At 73.1% G+C, this 17544-nt stretch carries 14 protein-coding genes; 5 read left to right on the forward strand and 9 right to left on the reverse strand.

Annotated features, from left to right (window positions below; translation table 11 throughout):
- Positions 1 to 13: 13 nt before the first annotated feature.
- From ACIRFH_RS06160 to ACIRFH_RS06170, 3 genes are all read left to right on the forward strand, one after another.
- A complete protein-coding gene (locus tag ACIRFH_RS06160) occupies positions 14 to 361 on the forward strand; it encodes a GntR family transcriptional regulator (RefSeq protein ID WP_403517387.1) in 348 nt (115 codons plus the stop codon).
- On the forward strand, positions 358 to 1347 hold the full coding sequence (locus tag ACIRFH_RS06165) for a DUF1648 domain-containing protein (protein WP_403517389.1): 990 nt from the start codon (positions 358 to 360) through the stop codon (positions 1345 to 1347). The genes ACIRFH_RS06160 and ACIRFH_RS06165 overlap by 4 nt, the downstream gene beginning before the upstream one ends.
- A 138-nt stretch (positions 1348 to 1485) precedes the next feature.
- Positions 1486 to 2484 (forward strand): BRO family protein, encoded by a 999-nt coding sequence (locus tag ACIRFH_RS06170; RefSeq protein ID WP_403517391.1) that lies wholly within the window; start codon positions 1486 to 1488, stop codon positions 2482 to 2484.
- Between the two features lie 84 nt (positions 2485 to 2568).
- Here the strand turns inward: ACIRFH_RS06170 and ACIRFH_RS06175 are convergent, their stop codons facing one another.
- The 4 genes from ACIRFH_RS06175 to ACIRFH_RS06190 form a co-directional block, all read right to left on the reverse strand.
- The gene (locus tag ACIRFH_RS06175; protein ID WP_403517392.1) at positions 2569 to 4002 is read right to left on the reverse strand and encodes a dihydrolipoamide acetyltransferase family protein; all 1434 of its coding nucleotides are present in this window, start codon (positions 4000 to 4002) and stop codon (positions 2569 to 2571) included.
- 10 nt (positions 4003 to 4012) lie between these two features.
- Entirely contained in the window at positions 4013 to 4978 is a 966-nt protein-coding gene (locus ACIRFH_RS06180; protein ID WP_403517766.1) for an alpha-ketoacid dehydrogenase subunit beta, read from the reverse strand.
- Between the two features lie 31 nt (positions 4979 to 5009).
- Entirely contained in the window at positions 5010 to 6239 is a 1230-nt protein-coding gene (pdhA, locus tag ACIRFH_RS06185) for a pyruvate dehydrogenase (acetyl-transferring) E1 component subunit alpha (protein WP_403517393.1), read from the reverse strand.
- A gap of 912 nt (positions 6240 to 7151) precedes the next feature.
- Complete coding sequence (locus ACIRFH_RS06190) at positions 7152 to 8789, reverse strand: protein kinase (RefSeq protein WP_403517395.1); 1638 nt, start codon at positions 8787 to 8789, stop codon at positions 7152 to 7154.
- A gap of 338 nt (positions 8790 to 9127) precedes the next feature.
- Between ACIRFH_RS06190 and ACIRFH_RS06195 the strand changes: the two genes are divergently transcribed.
- Positions 9128 to 10762: a protein kinase gene (locus ACIRFH_RS06195; RefSeq protein ID WP_403517397.1), complete on the forward strand. Its 1635-nt coding sequence runs from the start codon at positions 9128 to 9130 to the stop codon at positions 10760 to 10762.
- 72 nt (positions 10763 to 10834) lie between these two features.
- Here the strand turns inward: ACIRFH_RS06195 and ACIRFH_RS06200 are convergent, their stop codons facing one another.
- Positions 10835 to 11377, reverse strand: coding sequence for a bacterial proteasome activator family protein (locus ACIRFH_RS06200; RefSeq protein WP_403517399.1), 543 nt, complete (start codon positions 11375 to 11377; stop codon positions 10835 to 10837).
- A 796-nt stretch (positions 11378 to 12173) separates the two neighbouring features.
- Here ACIRFH_RS06200 and ACIRFH_RS06205 point away from each other — a divergent pair.
- Positions 12174 to 12443 carry a hypothetical protein gene (locus ACIRFH_RS06205; RefSeq protein ID WP_403517401.1) on the forward strand — a complete coding sequence of 90 codons (270 nt, stop codon included), beginning with the start codon at positions 12174 to 12176 and terminating at the stop codon, positions 12441 to 12443.
- Between the two features lie 56 nt (positions 12444 to 12499).
- Here the strand turns inward: ACIRFH_RS06205 and ACIRFH_RS06210 are convergent, their stop codons facing one another.
- The 4 genes from ACIRFH_RS06210 to ACIRFH_RS06225 all read right to left on the reverse strand — a co-directional run bounded on the left by ACIRFH_RS06210 (position 12500) and on the right by ACIRFH_RS06225 (position 17496).
- On the reverse strand, positions 12500 to 13483 hold the full coding sequence (locus ACIRFH_RS06210) for an NAD(P)H-quinone oxidoreductase (protein ID WP_403517403.1): 984 nt from the start codon (positions 13481 to 13483) through the stop codon (positions 12500 to 12502).
- A 358-nt stretch (positions 13484 to 13841) separates the two neighbouring features.
- Complete coding sequence (locus ACIRFH_RS06215; protein WP_403517405.1) at positions 13842 to 14939, reverse strand: potassium channel family protein; 1098 nt, start codon at positions 14937 to 14939, stop codon at positions 13842 to 13844.
- Positions 14936 to 16528 (reverse strand): molybdopterin-binding protein, encoded by a 1593-nt coding sequence (locus tag ACIRFH_RS06220; protein ID WP_403517407.1) that lies wholly within the window; start codon positions 16526 to 16528, stop codon positions 14936 to 14938. The genes ACIRFH_RS06215 and ACIRFH_RS06220 overlap by 4 nt, the downstream gene beginning before the upstream one ends.
- On the reverse strand, positions 16528 to 17496 hold the full coding sequence (locus tag ACIRFH_RS06225; protein ID WP_403517408.1) for an NTP transferase domain-containing protein: 969 nt from the start codon (positions 17494 to 17496) through the stop codon (positions 16528 to 16530). The genes ACIRFH_RS06220 and ACIRFH_RS06225 overlap by 1 nt, the downstream gene beginning before the upstream one ends.
- Positions 17497 to 17544: the final 48 nt, after the last annotated feature.

Raw genomic sequence — 17544 nt, forward strand, 5'->3', positions numbered from 1 at the left:
CTTCAATAGCACCATGCTGCTGAGTCTCGACAAGACCGACACCCGCCCCCTGCACGAGCAGGTCGCCGGCGCCGTCCGGCGGGCCATCGCCGAGGGCGAGTGCGGCCCCGGCGACCGCCTGCCCTCGGCACGCGACCTCTCCGAGGCCCTGGACGTCAACGTCAACACCGTGCTGCGCGCACTGCGCGGCCTGCGCGACGAGGGGCTGCTGGAGTTCCGCCGGGGCCGGGGGGTGACCGTGGCCGCGGAGGCGCACCGGCAGTCCGGACTGCAGATCCGCGTACGGGAACTGGTCGCCGAGGCGGCCCGGCTGGGCTACAGCAGAACCGATCTCATCGACATGATCAGGGGGATGCCATGAGGGGCACGACGGTGAGGGCCGGGGCGACGACGGTGGTCTGGACGGCCGGTGTCACGGCCGTGCTCGCCGGGCTGCCGCTCGTGGTGCGGGACCGGTTGCCCGACCGGCTGGCGACCCACTGGGGTCTGGACGGCGGGACCCCCGACGGCTCGATGCCCCTGTGGGCGGCGTCCCTCTTCCCGGCACTGCTGTGGCTGGTGACGGCGGCGGCGGCCACCGTCCCACTGCTGCGGACCGGCCCGGCGACGGCCCGCCCGTGGACGGCCGCGGTCCTGCTCCCCGTCGGCATCGTCCTGGGCGGCGCCCAGGCCGCCGTCGTACGGGCCAACCTGGACCGCGCGGACTGGCACGAGGCCCGGCAGCCGACCGCCTGGGTGGTCGCGGTCCTCGGCGCCGCCGTGCTCGCGGGGGTGGGCGGATGGCTGGCCGGCACCCGGCGGGCGGCGGCCTCGGCGGACACCGCCGCGGCCGGCCCCGACGGCCCCTCGCTGGACCTCCCCGAGGGCCGGCGGCTGGTGTGGTTCTCCCGGACCGCCAACCCCTGGCTGCAGTTGCTGGCGGCCTTGACCGGCCTCGTGGCCGTGGCCGCGCTGGTCGCCCTGACCGGCGGTCTGGCGGATCCGGGCGGCCTGTGGGCCCTGTTCGCCGGCTGCGCCGTCGCCTCCCTCGCCTGCGCCCTGTGCTCCTCGGTGCAGGCACGCGTCTCGGAACGCGGTCTGGAAGTGTCCTTCGGCCCGCTCGGCCGGCCCACGCGTCGGTGGGCGCCCGACGACATCGAGACGGCGCGCGCCGAGACCCGCGGGCCCGCCCAGGTCGGCGGCTGGGGCTACCGCCTCAACGGCCTCGGCACCACGGTGATGCTGCGCGCCGGCGACTGCCTGGTCGTACGGCCCCGGGGGCGCCGTACGGAGTTCGCGGTGAGCGTCGACGACGCGGAACGGGGCGCGGCCCTCCTCAACGCGCTGCGGACGGGCCGGGCTTCCTGACCGTGCCGTCCGCCATACACACACCCGTCGACCGGTGCATCGGTTTTCGACCGGCTTCGCTCGCAGTCGTGAACATCCTTGCTCCGCCTGGCATATGCCCCCCGCTGCGCTCTACGTTCCGCGGCGGAGGTGGTTCACATGAACGAACCCAGCAAACGACAGGACTCCACCGAACGACGCGAGGCGATCGACGTCAGCGACTTCGTGTACGCGGCGACCGGCGCCCGGGTGCGGAGGCTGACCATGCCGGACGGAACACACTGGTTCCCGGCGGTGGATGTCTGCAAGGAGTTGGGCTACACCACGCCCCGTAAGGCGCTTCTCGACCATGTCCCGGAGGAGCACCGAGACAATCTCGAGACAGTGACTGGAAGTCATTGTCTCGGCATTCCCGCAGGTAGGAGTTGGCGCCGAGACCTGCAACTCATCGATCTGCAGGGTCTGATCCTGCTCGTCAACGCCTGCACGAAGCCGGCTTGCGCGCCCTTCAAACAGTGGGTCGCCGAAGTCATCGAGACCGTACAGCGCGAAGGTTCGTACTCTCTCGACGAGGCCGAGGTACAGCCTTCCGAACCAGGTGCTCCGATCGCCTACGCCATGCCGGAGCAGGTCGCGGAGGCCATCGTCCGGCTGGAGGCGCACAACCTCCGGCTGGACGAAGAACTGGCCGACGGACAGCGCGCATCGATCGCGCTGCAGCAGGAGACACTGGCCGTCCAGAGGGACGCGCTGGCCGTGCAACAGGCCACTCTCGCCGTCCAGCAGTCCACCCTCGCCGTGCAACAGGCCATGGTCCGGGCGATGGAACGCATCGCGGACCGGTTCGACACGCTGGTCCTCCGGCGTCACACGCCCCGCGGCCGTCTCACCGCGCTGCCCACCACGGAGTCCGTACTGGCCGACTGGCGGCAGCGGCTGTCCGTGACCGAGGACGTGTGGGCGGTGGCCGTGGTGATCGCCCCGGTACTCGTCGAACAGGGTGAGCTGCGCGAGCCCCTGGAGTCGATCTCCGCGCGCACGGGGCTTTCCGTGCACCGCGTCAACGAATGCCTCCGGATGCTGCGCAAGCACGCCTGCATTCGCTCGCGGGGCGGGGCCGAGGACGGGGCTCCGGTCTACGTGCTCCATCAGGCCTGAGTCCGCAGACAGACAGCGGGAGGGGCGTCGCAATGCGAACTTGCGGCGCCCCTCCTGTTCATGAGCCTACTCGGCCCGTGGGGCTCACGCCCAGGTGATCAGTCGTTTGGGCTGTTCCAGGATCGCCGCGACGTCGGCGAGGACCTTGGAGCCCAGCTCGCCGTCGACCAGGCGGTGGTCGAAGCTCAGTGCCAGCGTGGTCACCTGACGCGGCTTCACCTTGCCCTTGTGCACCCACGGCTGGGGCTTGATCGCGCCGACCGCCAGGATCGCGGACTCGCCGGGATTGAGGATCGGCGTCCCGGTGTCGACGCCGAAGACGCCGACGTTGGTGATGGTCACCGTGCCGCCCTGCATGGCGGCCGGGGACGTCCTGCCCTCCCGGGCCGTCGACACCAGCTCACCCAGCGACTCGGCCAGCTGCGGCAGCGTCTTGGCGTGGGCGTCCTTGATGTTCGGCACGATCAGGCCGCGCGGGGTCGCGGCCGCGATGCCCAGGTTCACGTAGTGCTTGACCACGATCTCCTGTGCCGCCTCGTCCCAGGACGCGTTGATGTCCGGGTTCCGTCTGATCGCGACCAGCAGGGCCTTGGCGATCAGCAGGAGCGGATTCACCCGCAGACCCGCGAACTCCTTGTCCTGCTTCAGCTCCTCGACCAGCTTCATCGTGCGCGTCACGTCGACCGTCACGAACTCCGTGACGTGCGGCGCCGTGAACGCCGAGCCGACCATCGCCGCCGCCGTCGCCCTGCGCACGCCCTTGACCGGGACACGGGTCTCGCGCGCCGTGTCGTACGACACCGCGGGTGCCGGGGCCGCGGGGGCGGACGTGGGCGCGGCGGGGGGCGCCTCCGGCGTCTGGGCCGGTGCGGGGGCGGGCGCCACCGCGGCGTGCACGTCCTCGCGCGTGATGACGCCGTCCGGGCCGGAGGGCACCACGGTCGCCAGGTCGACGCCGAGGTCCTTGGCCAGCTTGCGCACCGGCGGCTTGGCCAGGGGGCGCTCGCGGGTCACCGGTCCGTGGCCGTTCAGCTCGGACTGGATCCCGGCCGACGCCTCCGGAGCCGGGCCCCCCGGGTTCTTGCGGGGGCGGCGGCGGGTCGAGGAGGTGGCGACCCCGTAGCCGACCAGGACCGGCTGGCGGGCCTGCGGCTTCTCCTCCGCGGCGGCCGGTGCCGGTGTGTCCGCCACCGGCGCCTCGGCCGGTTCCGGGGCCGTTTCCGGGGCCGTTTCCTGCGCCGGGGCGGCGGCCGCACCGTCACCGACGGCCACCGCGATGATCGACGTTCCCACATCGACCGTGGTGCCCTCGGGGAAGTGCAGCTCGCGGACCACGCCGTCGTAGGGGATGGGCAGTTCGACCGCGGCCTTGGCCGTCTCGACCTCGCACACGATCTGTCCGTCGGTGACCGTGTCACCGGGCTGGACGTACCACTTGAGGATCTCGGCCTCGGTGAGTCCCTCGCCCACGTCGGGCATCTTGAACTCGCGTACGGAGCCTTCAGTCATCGTCGTCAACGCCCTCTCCTCAGTACGCCAGCGAGCGGTCGACGGCGTCCAGCACCCGGTCCAGGTCGGGCAGGTACTCCTCCTCCAGGCGGGCCGGCGGGTACGGCGCGTGGTAACCGCCGACCCGGAGCACCGGGGCCTCCAGGTGGTAGAAGCAGCGCTCGGTGATCCGCGCCGCGATCTCCGCGCCCGAGCCCAGGAACACCGGCGCCTCGTGGACCACGACCAGGCGGCGGGTCTTCTCCACCGACGCCTGGACCGTGTCGAAGTCCAGCGGGGAGATGGACCGCAGGTCCACCACCTCCAGGGAACGGCCCTCCTCGGCCGCCGCGTCGGCGACCTCCTGGCAGAGCTTCACCATCGGGCCGTAGGCGACCAGCGTGAGGTCGGTGCCCTCCCGGACGATCCGCGCCTTGTGCAGCGGGCCCGGGATCGCCTCGGTGTCGACCTCTGCCTTGTCCCAGTAGCGCCGCTTGGGCTCGAAGTAGATCACCGGGTCGTCGCTCTGGATGGCCTGCTGCATCATCCAGTACGCGTCGCCCGCGTTCGACGGGGAGACCACCTTCAGGCCCGCCACGTGCGCGAACAGTGCCTCGGGCGACTCGGAGTGGTGCTCGACCGCGCCGATGCCGCCGCCGTAGGGGATGCGGATGACGACCGGCATCTTGACCTTGCCCAGCGAGCGGGCGTGCATCTTCGCCAGCTGCGTGACGATCTGGTCGTAGGCCGGGAACACGAAGCCGTCGAACTGGATCTCCACCACCGGGCGGTAGCCGCGCAGGGCCAGACCGATGGCGGTGCCGACGATGCCGGACTCGGCCAGCGGGGTGTCGATCACCCGGTCCTCGCCGAAGTCCTTCTGCAGCCCGTCGGTGACGCGGAAGACGCCGCCGAGCTTGCCGACGTCCTCGCCCATGATCAGGACCTTGGGGTCCGACTCCAGCGCGTGGCGCAGCGACTCGTTGATCGCCTTGGCCAGCGCCATGTTCTTGGACGTCACGGTCTCCGCCGCCATCTCAGACCCCCTCGACCTCTGCGAACGACGCCTGGTAGGCGGCGAACCGGACACGCTCCTCGTCGACGAGCGCGTGCCCGTCCGCGTACACGTTCTCGAAGATGGCGAACCGGTCCGGGTCCGGCATGGCACGGACCACTTCGCGTACTCGCTTGCCCAACGCCTCGCTCTCCGCCTCCAGTTCCCCGAAGAATCCCTCGTCCGCGTGGTTTGCGGACTCCAGGTGACGGCGAAGGCGCAGGATCGGGTCCTTCGCCTCCCAGGCGACCCGCTCGTCGTCGTGCCGGTAGCGGGAGGGGTCGTCCGAGGTGGTGTGGGCGCCCATGCGGTACGTGTACGCCTCGATCAGCGCCGGTCCCTCACCGCGCCGCGCGCGCTCCAGGGCCCACCGGGTGACCGCCAGGCAGGCCAGCACGTCGTTGCCGTCGACGCGGACGCCGGGGAAGCCGAAGCCCTGGGCGCGCTGGTACAGCGGCACCCGGGTCTGCTTCTCGTTGGACTCCGAGATCGCCCACTGGTTGTTCTGGCAGAAGAAGATCACCGGAGCGTTGTAGACCGCCGCGAAGTTGAACGCCTCGCTGACGTCACCCTGGCTGGAGGCGCCGTCGCCGAAGTAGGCGATCACGCCGGAGTCCGCGCCGTCCTTGGCGATGCCCATCGCGTAGCCCGTGGCGTGCAGCGCCTGGGAGCCGATGACGATGGTGTAGAGGTGGAAGTTGTTGCTGTTGGGGTCCCAGCCGCCGTTGTTCACGCCGCGGAACATGCCGAGGAGATTGGTCGGGTCCACCCCGCGGCACCAGGCGACCCCGTGCTCGCGGTAGGTGGGGAAGACGTAGTCGTCCTCGCGGGTGGCGCGGCCGGAGCCGATCTGGGCGGCCTCCTGGCCCAGCAGCGATGCCCACAGGCCCAGCTCGCCCTGACGCTGCAGCGCGGTGGCCTCGGCGTCGAAGCGCCGGGTGAGCACCATGTCGCGGTACAGGCCGCGCAGCTCGTCGGGGGTGATGTCGGCGACGTACTCGGCGTACTCCGCGTAGGCCGCCTTCCTGACGCGCTTGCCCTCGGGCGTCAGCAGCTGCACGAGCTCCGTGGCGGAGCCCTTCCCGGCAGCGGTGCGGGTGGTACGGGTGGTGCGCTTGGCGCCGGTGGTGCCGCCCTCGGTGCCGGTGGTGCCGGCTCCCTTGCTTCCGGCGCTGCGTCGCGGCTTGCGCGCGGCAGTGCTCTCCACGGTCACGTGTGCTCCTCCGTCGGTCCGGCCCCCGGGTTCGCCGGGTGCCAGTGCGGCTCACCTGTGGCCCGTCGGTCGCACAGGGTGGGTGCGGCCCGGTCGGGGACAGGCGTGACAGGTGCCCCGGCGAGCGTCCCTGCAAAAGGCACGTTACCCAGTGCTCCACATTTCTGTGAAACCCCTCCTGACCTGCGTTTTTACTCGGATTTCCAAGTAAATCGGCAAAGTGGGGAAGTTTTACTGGTCACAGCCTCGCAGGGGGCCGGAACAACGGCACGTTATCCCGGCCACCCCGGGCACGGGAAGAGTACGCGGGTGAGACCGAGCGCAGGCACGAAAACGCGCCAATCCGGACATTTCCCCTCGACGGCCACGAGGTCGTCCACCGGGGCGTGCGTGATCCGCCGCGGGCGAGGCGGGCGTCGGGCTCGTCGGCGAGGCGGGCACGGCGGACGGCGCGATCGCCCGCGTCCCGGCCACCGGCCCGGACTCCCGGTCGCCTGCCCGGACGTCGCGGTGCTCGACGCGCGGCCCCGGCCGGCAGCGGCGTGGGGTGCCGCGAGATCCGCTCCCGCGTCGCGTCCGTCCGGTGCCTGACACCCGCCCTCTTCGCCGACGAAGAGGCCCGCTCCGAAGCGATCACGGCGGGAGCTTCCGGCCGCGTCCCCAAGGACACCCGGGCGCCGGGCCGCTGTCCGACGTGCGGGACGTCGCCGCCGGGGAGCCACCGCTCGGCCCGGCCGCCACCGCGCGCGAGGTGGACGGCGGGACGGTCGGGCCGGTCTGCCTCGCGGGCCGGGCCGCGGTCCGGCTCCGTGCACGTCGCAACGGGTGCCGCCGGCTTACGTGGCGTCCGGAACGCGACGCGCGCGTGGAGCCCGTTTCCGGGCCGCACGCGCGCGTGGGGAACGGTTCGGGTCAGACGCCGCCGTCGGCGGCGCCGGTCGGATCACCGCCACCACCGGTCGGCTCACCGTTACCACCGCCCGGCGACTCACCGCCGCCACCGCCCGGCGACTCACCGCCGCCACCGGTCGGCTCACCGTCACCACCGCCCGGCGACTCACCGCCGCCCGTCGGCGTGGACGGCTGCGTCTGACCGCCGGTCGGCTCGCCGGTCGGCTCGTTCGTCGCGGTCCACGACGGCGTGTAGGACGGCGTGTAGGGCTGCTCCCAGTCCCCGCCGTTGCCGCCCCCGCCGTTGCTCTGCTCCGTGCCCGGGTCGGAGGTGTCCTCGGTCGCCTCGTCGCTGGGCGAGGAGCTGGGCGACTCGGTTCCGGTGCTCTGCGAGACGGTGGGCGACGGGGAGGTCTTCGTGCCGCCGCCCCCGCCGCCTTCGTCGTGATTCATGGCCAGCGCGACGCCCGCGACGACGGCGATCACCGCGAGGACTGCCAGGACCAGCAGCTTGCCCCGGCCGCTGCCCTTGTTGCCGTGTCCCTCGAAGCCGCCCTCGTCGCCGGCGCCGTAGCCGCCCGGCAGGATCGGCTGGGGGATCTGCGTGGTGCCCGAGCCGTGGTCCGGGTGCGGCAGCACCGTCGTGCCCGCCATCCCGGCCGCCGGGGTGTGCCGGCCGTCGTGCATGCCGACGGGGCCGGTGTTCCAGGTGCCGGTGTGGCCGCCCTGCTCGTAGAGCATCTGCAGCCCGTACTGGACCAGGCCGCGCATCTCCTCGGCGGTCTGGAAACGGTCGTCGGGGTCCTTGGCCAGGGAGCGCATCACCAGGCCGTCGAGCTCCGGCGGGCAGGCGTCCGACGCCTCGGAGGGAGGCGTCGGGATGTCCTGGACGTGCTGGTAGACCACCGACAGCGGGGTCTCGCCGGTGAACGGCGGACGCAGCGCCAGGAGTTCGTACAGCAGGCAGCCCGTCGCGTACAGGTCGGAGCGGTGGTCGACGGCCTTGCCGAGGGCCTGCTCCGGGGAGAGGTACTGCGGGGTGCCCATGACCATGCCGGTCTGCGTCATCGTCGTGGACGCGCCGTGCAGGGCGCGGGCGATGCCGAAGTCCATCACCTTCACCGCGCCGTTGTGCGTGATGATGACGTTGGCCGGCTTGATGTCGCGGTGCACGATGCCGTGCTGGTGCGAGTAGGCGAGCGCCTCCAGGACGCCCGAGACGATGATCAGGGCCTGCTCGGGGCCCGGCGCCTCCGCGTTGAGGAGGAGGTCGCGGATGGTGCGGCCCTCGACGATCTCCATCACGATGTAGGGCACGGACTGCCCGCCGACGAAGTCCTCGCCGGAGTCGTACACGGCCACGATGGCATGGTGGTTGAGTCCGGCCACCGACTGTGCCTCGCGCGTGAAGCGCGCCTTGGAGACCGGGTCCTCGGCCAGGTCGGCGCGCAGCAGCTTGACCGCCACGGTGCGGCCGAGGCGGACGTCCTCGGCGGCGAACACCTCGGCCATGCCGCCCCGCCCGAGTCTGCGGGTCAGCCGGTACCGGCCGTCGCCGACCAGTCCGCCGTTGCCCCAGGTCTCCGGTGCGTCAGACATACCGCCGCCGCCAGTAGCCTCGGGTTCGGACGGGCCCTGGGCGCGCTGCTGCTGTGCCATCAGTCCTCGCCGTCGTTTCTGCCCGCGGTGCGCGCGGTGTTGTTACGGTCTCCGTCGGCCACGCTACAGCCTCCGCGCAAGCCTCCGGTCCGAGATGGACACCGGGACCGGCATCGAGACGGACCGGTCATGAAACCCTGCGTCCGTACTGTCGTGCAAATTCCGTGTACCGCTCGTACGCCCGCGGTAACGCTTGCGCGACGCTTCCTTCGCGTACGGTCACGGAACGGGCACCGCGCTTGACGTGTCAGTGCCCTGGGGCAGACTTGGCCGGGAATAGCACTTTCGATCAACGCGCTCGGGCCGCTGCCGCCGGCGCCTACGGGGGAAGCAGAGACATGAGCCAGGACGCCGGACAGGGCCGGTACGCGGGACGCGCGCTCGCCGGCGGACGCTATCAGCTGCGCGACTTGCTCGGCGAGGGCGGCATGGCCTCGGTGCACCTGGCGTACGACTCGGTGCTGGACCGCCAGGTCGCGATCAAGACTCTGCACACCGAGCTGGGCCGGGAACAGGCCTTCCGCGAGCGTTTCCGCCGCGAGGCCCAGGCCGTGGCCAAGCTCACGCACACCAACATCGTCTCGGTCTTCGACACCGGCGAGGACGATCTGGACGGCGCGACGATGCCGTACATCGTCATGGAGTACGTCGAGGGCCGGCCGCTCGGCTCCGTGCTCGACGAGGACGTCCGGCGGTTCGGCGCGATGCCCGCCGACAAGGCGCTGAAGATCACCGCGGACGTGCTGGCGGCGCTGGAGATCAGCCACGAGATGGGCCTGGTCCACCGGGACATCAAGCCGGGCAACGTGATGATGACCAAGCGCGGCGTGGTCAAGGTGATGGACTTCGGCATCGCCCGCGCCATGCAGTCCGGTGTGACCTCGATGACGCAGACCGGCATGGTCGTCGGCACCCCGCAGTACCTGTCGCCGGAGCAGGCCCTCGGCCGCGGCGTGGACGCCCGCTCCGACCTGTACTCGGTCGGCATCATGCTGTTCCAGCTGGTCACCGGGCGGCTGCCGTTCGACGCGGACTCGCCGCTGGCCATCGCCTACGCGCACGTGCAGGAGAATCCGGTCGCGCCGTCCTCCGTCAACCGCGCCCTGCCGCCGGCCGTGGACGCGCTGGTGGCCCGCGCGCTGAAGAAGAACCCCAACGAACGCTTCCCCAGCGCCGAGGCCATGCGCGACGAGTGCCTGCGGGTGGCGGCCTCCTTCCAGGCCGCTCCGCCGAGCATCGTCCCGGGTGCGCACACGCCGAGCGGCGCCGGTGTCGGCTCCGCCGTGTTCCCGCCGGTCGACCAGACCGGCCAGGCGCCCACGGGCCCCGTCCGGACCCCGTACCAGCCGACGCCCGCGCCGAACCCGTACGGCACCCCGGCGCCGTCCCCGGCGTACGGCTATCCCCAGCAGGGCGGCTACGCGACACCGGCCGCGTCGGCGTACGCGCCGCAGCAGGGGGCGCCGACACCGCCGCCGTACACCATCACGCCCCAGTCCCAGGGTTCCGGCTCCTCGGGCGGCGGCAAGCGCAACAAGCCGGTGCTCATCGCTTCGGCGGTGGTCGCCGTCCTGGCGGTGGGCGGACTGATCGCGGCGCTGACGATGAGCGGCGGCGACAAGGACCCCGAGGGCAGCGGCGGTGCCAGTGCCTCCGCGTCGGCCAAGCCGGAGGGATACCGCGGGCCGGACACGACGAAGACGATCGAGAAGGACAAGTGCACGGAGCCTCAGGAGTCGTACAACGACCCCGACCTGATCGAGGTGCCCGACTTCACCTTCAAGTACATCGGCTCGGTCCAGGAGTGCTTCAAGGCCGCCGGCTGGAAGATGAAGATCGTGCCTGTCGACGAGAACACGTACGGCGAGGGGTCGGTCAGGGACCAGCTGCCCGCCGCCGGCACGGACGTCGACCCCAAGAAGATGCCGGTGATCCAGCTCAAGGTGTCGACGGGCAACCCCTCGTCGTCCTGACCCCGCGCGCACGGCGAAGGGCCCGGCAGCAGCGGCTGCCGGGCCCTTCGCCGACCCGGTGACCCGGTCGGTCTACAGGTAGGGGCCGCCCGAGCGGCCGCCCGGGTGCGGCTCCTCGCCGTCGTGGCCCGCGCCCGGCGGGAGGGCGCGGCGCATCTGCTCCAGCTGCGCCCGCGCGGCCATCTGCTGGGCGAACAGCGTGGTCTGGATGCCGTGGAACAGGCCCTCCAGCCAGCCGACCAGCTGGGCCTGGGCGATGCGCAGTTCCGCGTCGGTGGGCGTCGCGTCGTCCGTGAAGGGCAGGGAGAGGCGCTCCAGCTCCTCGACCAGCTCCGGGGCGAGGCCGTCCTCGAGCTCCTTCACCGAACTGGCGTGGATCTCCTTGAGCCGGACACGGCTCGCCTCGTCCAGGGGAGCGACGCGCACCTCCTCCAGCAGCTGCTTGATCATGCTGCCGATCCTCATGACCTTCGCAGGCTGCTCCACCTGCTCCGTCACCGGGATCTCGCGGGACTCCCCGTCCCCGTCACCGCCCCCGCTCAGGGCCATTCCGTCCTGGCCGACGACCAGGATCTGGGGGTTCTCCGGCGACCTGTCGTTCCTCGGCATCTCCATGCCCGCCATTCTCTCGCACCCGTATGCGGCATCCATGTGGTGCCCCCGGACAACCGTGATCCACCGCGTACGGAGCAGTCCGGAATGCCGGGAAGACGATCAGGTGTGAGGCTTGTGCCGTCGATTGTGGACGCGTCGGCACCCTCGGTGTCGGCACCGTCGTCGGCGACCGTTGGTTTTCGCGACTGCTCACCGGGAGGGGGTCACCGACGTGACTCCATGGCTGCGCACCGTTCGTATGGCGGGGCTGACGGGGGTTCTGGGGGCGGGTGTGCTGCTGTCGCCGTGCGCGGCGGGGGCGGCTCAGGGTGCCGGACTCGTGGTGCCGGGGGTTCCGCTGTCGGCGACTTCGGTGTCGGGGACCTTGGTGCCGGAGGCTTCAGGGGCCTTGGTGCCGGAGACCTTCGTGTCCCCGTCCGCCTCGGTGCCGGCGCACACCGCGGACCAGGCGGCGGGGTCCGGCCCGGACGCCCCCGGCGGCCCCCGTCATCCCGAGCACCTCGAGCGACCTGTCGGGCCCGGCCGCTCCGAGGGCCCGCATCGTCCGGACGGCCCCGGCCCACGTCACCCGGCCACCGCCTCCGCGGCCGCCGGCACACCCCGCGCCGAGGACGGCCGTCCGACGGCCCCTCCGGCGTCCGGCGCCGGCCGTGGATCCGCGACGCGCTCTCCCGTTCCCCCCAAGGCGTCCCCGCCCGCCTCCGCGCCGCACGGCGAGCCGTCCCGGGCGGGGAGCGCGGCGGGTGAGGGCCGGCAGCGGCCGGGGCGGCCGGGGCGGCCGGAGGCGGAGAAGCCGGTGGAGAAGCGATCCAGGGGCGACTCCGTTCAGGAAGGCATCGTCGGCAGGGACCTTCCCGGCCGGCCGGCCGCCGTCGTGTCACCCGGGGAGACCGCCCTGCCGCCCTCGGCGGCCCCGCCCCGGTCCGAACCGACGTCCGGCACGCGGACCGAGAAGGCCGCCGGACCCGCCCTGAAGGTCCTGCCCCTGGGCAGCGGGCTGGTCCTCGTCGGCCTGGGGCTGGCCCTGGCCTTCGTCGGCCTCCGCCTGCGCCGGGACGGGGCGTAGGCCGGGTCGTAGCCGTCCGGCCGTACGGCTACGACCCGGAAGTACGGCCCGTACGGCTACGGTGCCGCGACCAGCAGCACCTTGCCGATGTGACCGCTCTCCTCCACGACCCGGTGAGCGGCGGACGCGTCGCTCATCGGGAGTTCGCGGTCGACGATCGGGTGGACCTGGCCCCCGGCGATCAGCGGCCAGACGTGCTCGCGCACGGCCGCCACGATGGCCGCCTTCTCCTCCACCGGGCGGGCCCGCAGCGAGGTCGCGCTGACGGCGGCGCGCTTGGCGAGGAGCATGCCGATGTTCAGCTCCCCCTTCCGGCCGCCCTGCATGCCGATGATCGCGAGCCGCCCGTTGACGGCCAGTGCCTGCACGTTGCGGTCCAGGTACTTGGCGCCCATGTTGTCCAGGATGACGTCGGCGCCCGCCCCGCCGGTGGCCTCCTTCACCTCGGCGACGAAGTCCTGCTCCCGGTAGTTGATCAGGATGTCGGCGCCCAGCTCGGCGCAGCGCTCCAGCTTCTCCTCGGTACCCGCCGTCACGGCGACCTTCGCACCGACGGCCTTGCCGAGCTGGATCGCCATGGTGCCGATGCCGCTGGAACCGCCGTGCACGAGGAGCGTCTCACCGGGACGGAGGTGCGAGACCATGAAGACGTTCGACCAGACCGTGCAGACCACTTCGGGCAGGGCCGCCGCCTGCTTGAGGTCGACGCCGTCGGGGACCGGCAGCAGCTGGCCGGCCGGGACGGCGACCTTCTCGGCGTAGCCGCCGCCGGCGAGCAGCGCGCACACCTCGTCGCCGACGGACCAGCCCGACACCCCCGGCCCGAGCGCGGCGATGCGCCCGGAACACTCCAGGCCGGGGTAGGGGGAGGCGCCGGGCGGCGGGTCGTAGAAGCCCTGGCGCTGCATGATGTCGGCCCGGTTGACGGCGCCGGCCGTCACCTCGACCAGGACCTCGCCCTCGCCGGGCACCGGATCGGGGACCTCGGTCCAGACCAGCGCCTCGGGGCCTCCGGGTTCGGAAATCGTGATCGCGTGCATGGGGGCGACGCTACTCCTCGGTCCCCGGCCGGGCCTCTTCGGCCGCGTCCGCGGTCACGCCCGTGTCCGTCTTCGGCCCGTGCCCGTATTCGGGCCGTGCCCGTCTTCGGCCCGCGCCCGTCTTCGGGCTCGGTCGCCGGAGCACGCACGCGTCGGGCCCGGCGAACGTGCCGGGGAAGGACGTTCGGCGAGACCCGGCCGTGGACGGGACGGGACGGAACGGAACGCGCGGTGCCCGCCGATCCGGTGTACGGCGCGCCCTCGGCTCCGGCGGCGGCGCCGACGGCGCCGGCAGGCACGGCCCCGCGGGCCGGCGCGACGCGGGGAGGGGATCCCGTCGGCCGGCCCGGTTCCGCCGTCAGTCGCGGGGCAGCGGGCGAGCGTCGGGAGCCACCTGGGTGCCCGGGGTCGCCCGGACGATGGTGATCAGTCGGTCCGTCAGCTCCAGCCTGCCGACGGCCGGATCGTCGTACCCGAGCACCCGGTGCCCGCGCAGGACACTCACCACCAGGTCGTCCGTCTCGCGCGGACTCTTGCCCACCTCCGCCTTTATGACGGGACGTTCGACGATGTCGAGCCCGCTGCCCTGGCTGATCAGGTCCTCCATCACCATGCCGGCGGCGGGGCTGAGCACGGAGAGCCCGAGCAGACGGCCCGCCGCGCTGGCACTGGTGATCACGGCGTCCGCACCGGACTGCTTCAGCAGCGGGGCGTTCTCCTCCTCCCGCACCGCGACCACGATCTTCGCGGAGCGGTTGAGCTGCCGGGCCGTCAGCGTCACCAGGACCGCCGTGTCGTCGCGCTGGGTGGCGACGATGACCTGCTTCGCCCGGTAGATCTCGGCCCGGTTCAGCACGTCGCTGCGCGTCGCGTCACCGACCACTCCCGCGAATCCGTGGGCCGTCGCCGCGTCGATCGCCTTGCTGCTGGGGTCGACCACGACGACCTGCTCCTTCCGCAGGCCCGTCGCGCACACGGTCGAGATCGCCGACCGCCCCTTCGTGCCGAAGCCGACGACGACGGTGTGATCGCGCAAGGTGGACCTCCAGCGGTTCAGGCGCCACTCCTCCCGAGTGCGCTCGGTGAGGGCTTCCAGGGTGGTGCCGACCAGGATGATCAGGAACAGCACGCGCAGGGGCGTGATGACGAAGATGTTGGTCAGCCGGGCGGAGTCGCTGACCGGGGTGATGTCGCCGTACCCGGTGGTGGAGAGGGTGACGGTGGCGTAGTAGAAGGCGTCGAGGAGGTCGACGGAACCGTCCGCGTTGTCGTTGTAACCGTCATGATCGGCATAGACGACCACCGCGGTCACCACGAGGACCACCAGGGCCATGGAGAGCCGCTTGCCGACCTGCCGGATCGGATGTTCCACCAGCTTCTTCGGAAGCTTCACCCGATGGGTCACGAGGTGCTCGTCCGCCTGGCGGGCGATCGCATCCTGGCCCGGAAGTTTCACGTGAAACACACTCCGATTCCACCGGTGGCCCAGGGCAGGTCGAGCAGCTCGGTCTCCTCTCCCGGCCGCACACCGCCGGGGGGCACGACGGCCAGGGCGTCGGCCGCCGCGATGCCGCGCAGCATGGCCGGGCCGTTGTAGTGCAGCGGCACGGCACTCTCACCCCGCAGGACGACGGGGACCAGCCGGGTGTCGTACGGGTGCCCGTGCACCGCGTCCCGCAGCGGCAGCGTGTACGGCTCCGGCGCCGGGCGGGCCGCGAGGGTGCGCAGCAGCGGCTCGGCGAGCGTGAGCAGTCCGGAGACGGCGGCGAGGGGGTTGCCGGGCAGCCCGACGAGGTGCCGGCCCTCCGCGATGCGGGCCAGCAGCATGGGGTGGCCGGGGCGGACCTGCACGCCGTCCACGAGGAGTTCGGCACCGATGCGGCGCAGGGTCGGGTGGACGTGGTCGACGGGGCCCGCGGCGGTGCCGCCGGTCGTCACGACCAGGTCGGCCCCGGACGCCGTGACGGCCCGGTGCAGGGCGTCGGCGTCGTCACCGATCCGCCGGACCGTGCCGACCTCGGCGCCCAGGGCCCGCAGCCAGGGCGGCAGCATGGGGCCGAGCGCGTCCCGGATGAGGCCGTCGTGCGGCAGGCCCTCGGTGAGCAGCTCGTCACCGAGGACCAGGACGTCGACGCGGGGACGGGCGACGGCGGTCAGCGTGTCGTATCCGGCGGCCGCCGCGAGGCCCAGGACGGCCGGGGTCACGAGGGTGCCGACGGACAGCAGCTGATCGCCGGTGCGGCACTCCTGGCCGCGCGGCCGGATGTCCTGGCCGTGGACGACCTCGCGGACGGGGTGCAGGCGGTCCCGGCCGTCGGTGCGGCCGTGCTCGGTGCGGCCGTGCTCGGTGCGCAGGACCGCGGTGGTGTCCAGGGGGACGCGGGCGCCGGTGGCGATGCGGACGGCCTCGCCGTCGGTGAGGCGTGCGGGCTCGGCGTGTCCGGCCAGGACGCCCTCGTCGCGCACGGTCCAGGGGCCCGGCCCGGCGACCGCCCAGCCGTCCATCGCGGAGGTGTCGAAGGAGGGCAGGTCGGTGAGCGCGGTCAGGGGTGCGGCCAGGGTGAGGCCGAGCGCGGCGTCGAGCGGCACGGAAACGGGCGCACGGCGGCCCGCGCGGGCTCCGGACCGCCCGGCCCGCTCGGCGGCCGACCGTGCCTCGGGCCACGGGGCCGCGCGGCGCCGTGACTCCGCCGACGGACGCTGGCTGGCGCGGTGACCGGGGTGGGCGTCGCCGTCGGACGCGTCGCCGCCGGGGTGCGCGTCGTTGCCGGGCGCCTCGGCGCCGGGGTGCGCTTCGTGTCCTTCGCGCGGGTCGGGACCGGGGTGCGCACGGTCGCCCCGGATCGCGCCGTGACCGGGGTGCGCGTCATGGCCGGGGGCCGCGCCGGGCGCGGGGGCCCGGTCGCCCGGTGCGGGGGCCCGGTCGCCCGGTGCGGGTGCGCGGTCGCCGGGCCGGGGGCCGGGGTTCTCCCGCACGAGGGCGAGGGCCTCCTCGACGTCGAGGTTCTCCGCCTCCTCGCCGGCGCGTGTGCCGGGGGAGGCCATCAGGCGTCCGGGCGGGTGTCGGGGGCGGCGTCGGGGACCACGTCCGGCGTGCCCGCCGCGGGTGCGGATCCGTCGCCTGCGGCCTCCTCGGCCCAGCGCCGGGCGAGGGCGGCGGCCTTGCGGGCGGCCTCGGCGACGGCCTCGGCGCCTCCCCCGGCCCGCCCGGCGGCGTAGCCGACGAGGAAGGTGGTCAGCGGAGCCGCGGGCCTGGCCACCCCGTGGGCGGCGTCCCGGGCGAGGTCGAGCAGGACGCGGGTGTCGACGTCCAGCTCGATGCCCAGCTCGTCCTTGGCTGCGGAAATCCATTCATCCAACACGTGCCCATGCTCCCTGATGCGTGCCCTGGCGGTGGCGATGTCGTCCCAGGTGTCGCAGTCGAACGAGGCGACGGCGTCGGGGACGCGGGTGAGACGCAGCCCGGCGGTCAGCCGGCGCAGCGGCAGCCCGGTGAGACCCGTCCCGTCACCGGTGAGCGCGGCGATTCCACGGCGCAGTGCCGACGCGCGGTACGCGGCGACGAGGGGCTGGTCGCGACCGTCGGCGCCGGTGAGCAGCACGCCGTCGCCGTCGTGCGCGGCGAGGGCCGCCGCCAGCCCTCGGACGGTCGGCCCGGTGAGGAACGGCAGATCGGCCGAGACCACCACGACGTGCTCCGCCGTGGTGTGCCGCAGCCCGGCGGCGAGCGCGGCGAGGGGCCCGCCGCCAGGCGGTTCCTCGCGGGCCCAGGTCACCGGCCGGGCGGTGGGCCGGGGGTCGGCGACGACGACGGTGGTGCGGGCCCCGGCGCAGGCGGCGAGCACCCGGTCGAGCAGGGCGCGTCCGCCCACGCGCAGGCCGGGTTTGTCCGCGCCGCCGAGCCTGCGGGCGGCACCGCCGGCGAGCACGACGGCGTCGTACACGGCGGGGGCCGTCCCCGGCGGGGGCCCGGTGCCTGCTCCGGGCTCACCCGGGGGTTCGTACGCGGTCACCCCCCGAGTATGCGTGTCCGCGCGATCACAGGGAACGCGGGGGAGCCC

The organism is Streptomyces sp. NPDC093586 (assembly GCF_044764905.1).
Lineage (GTDB): Bacteria > Actinomycetota > Actinomycetes > Streptomycetales > Streptomycetaceae > Streptomyces.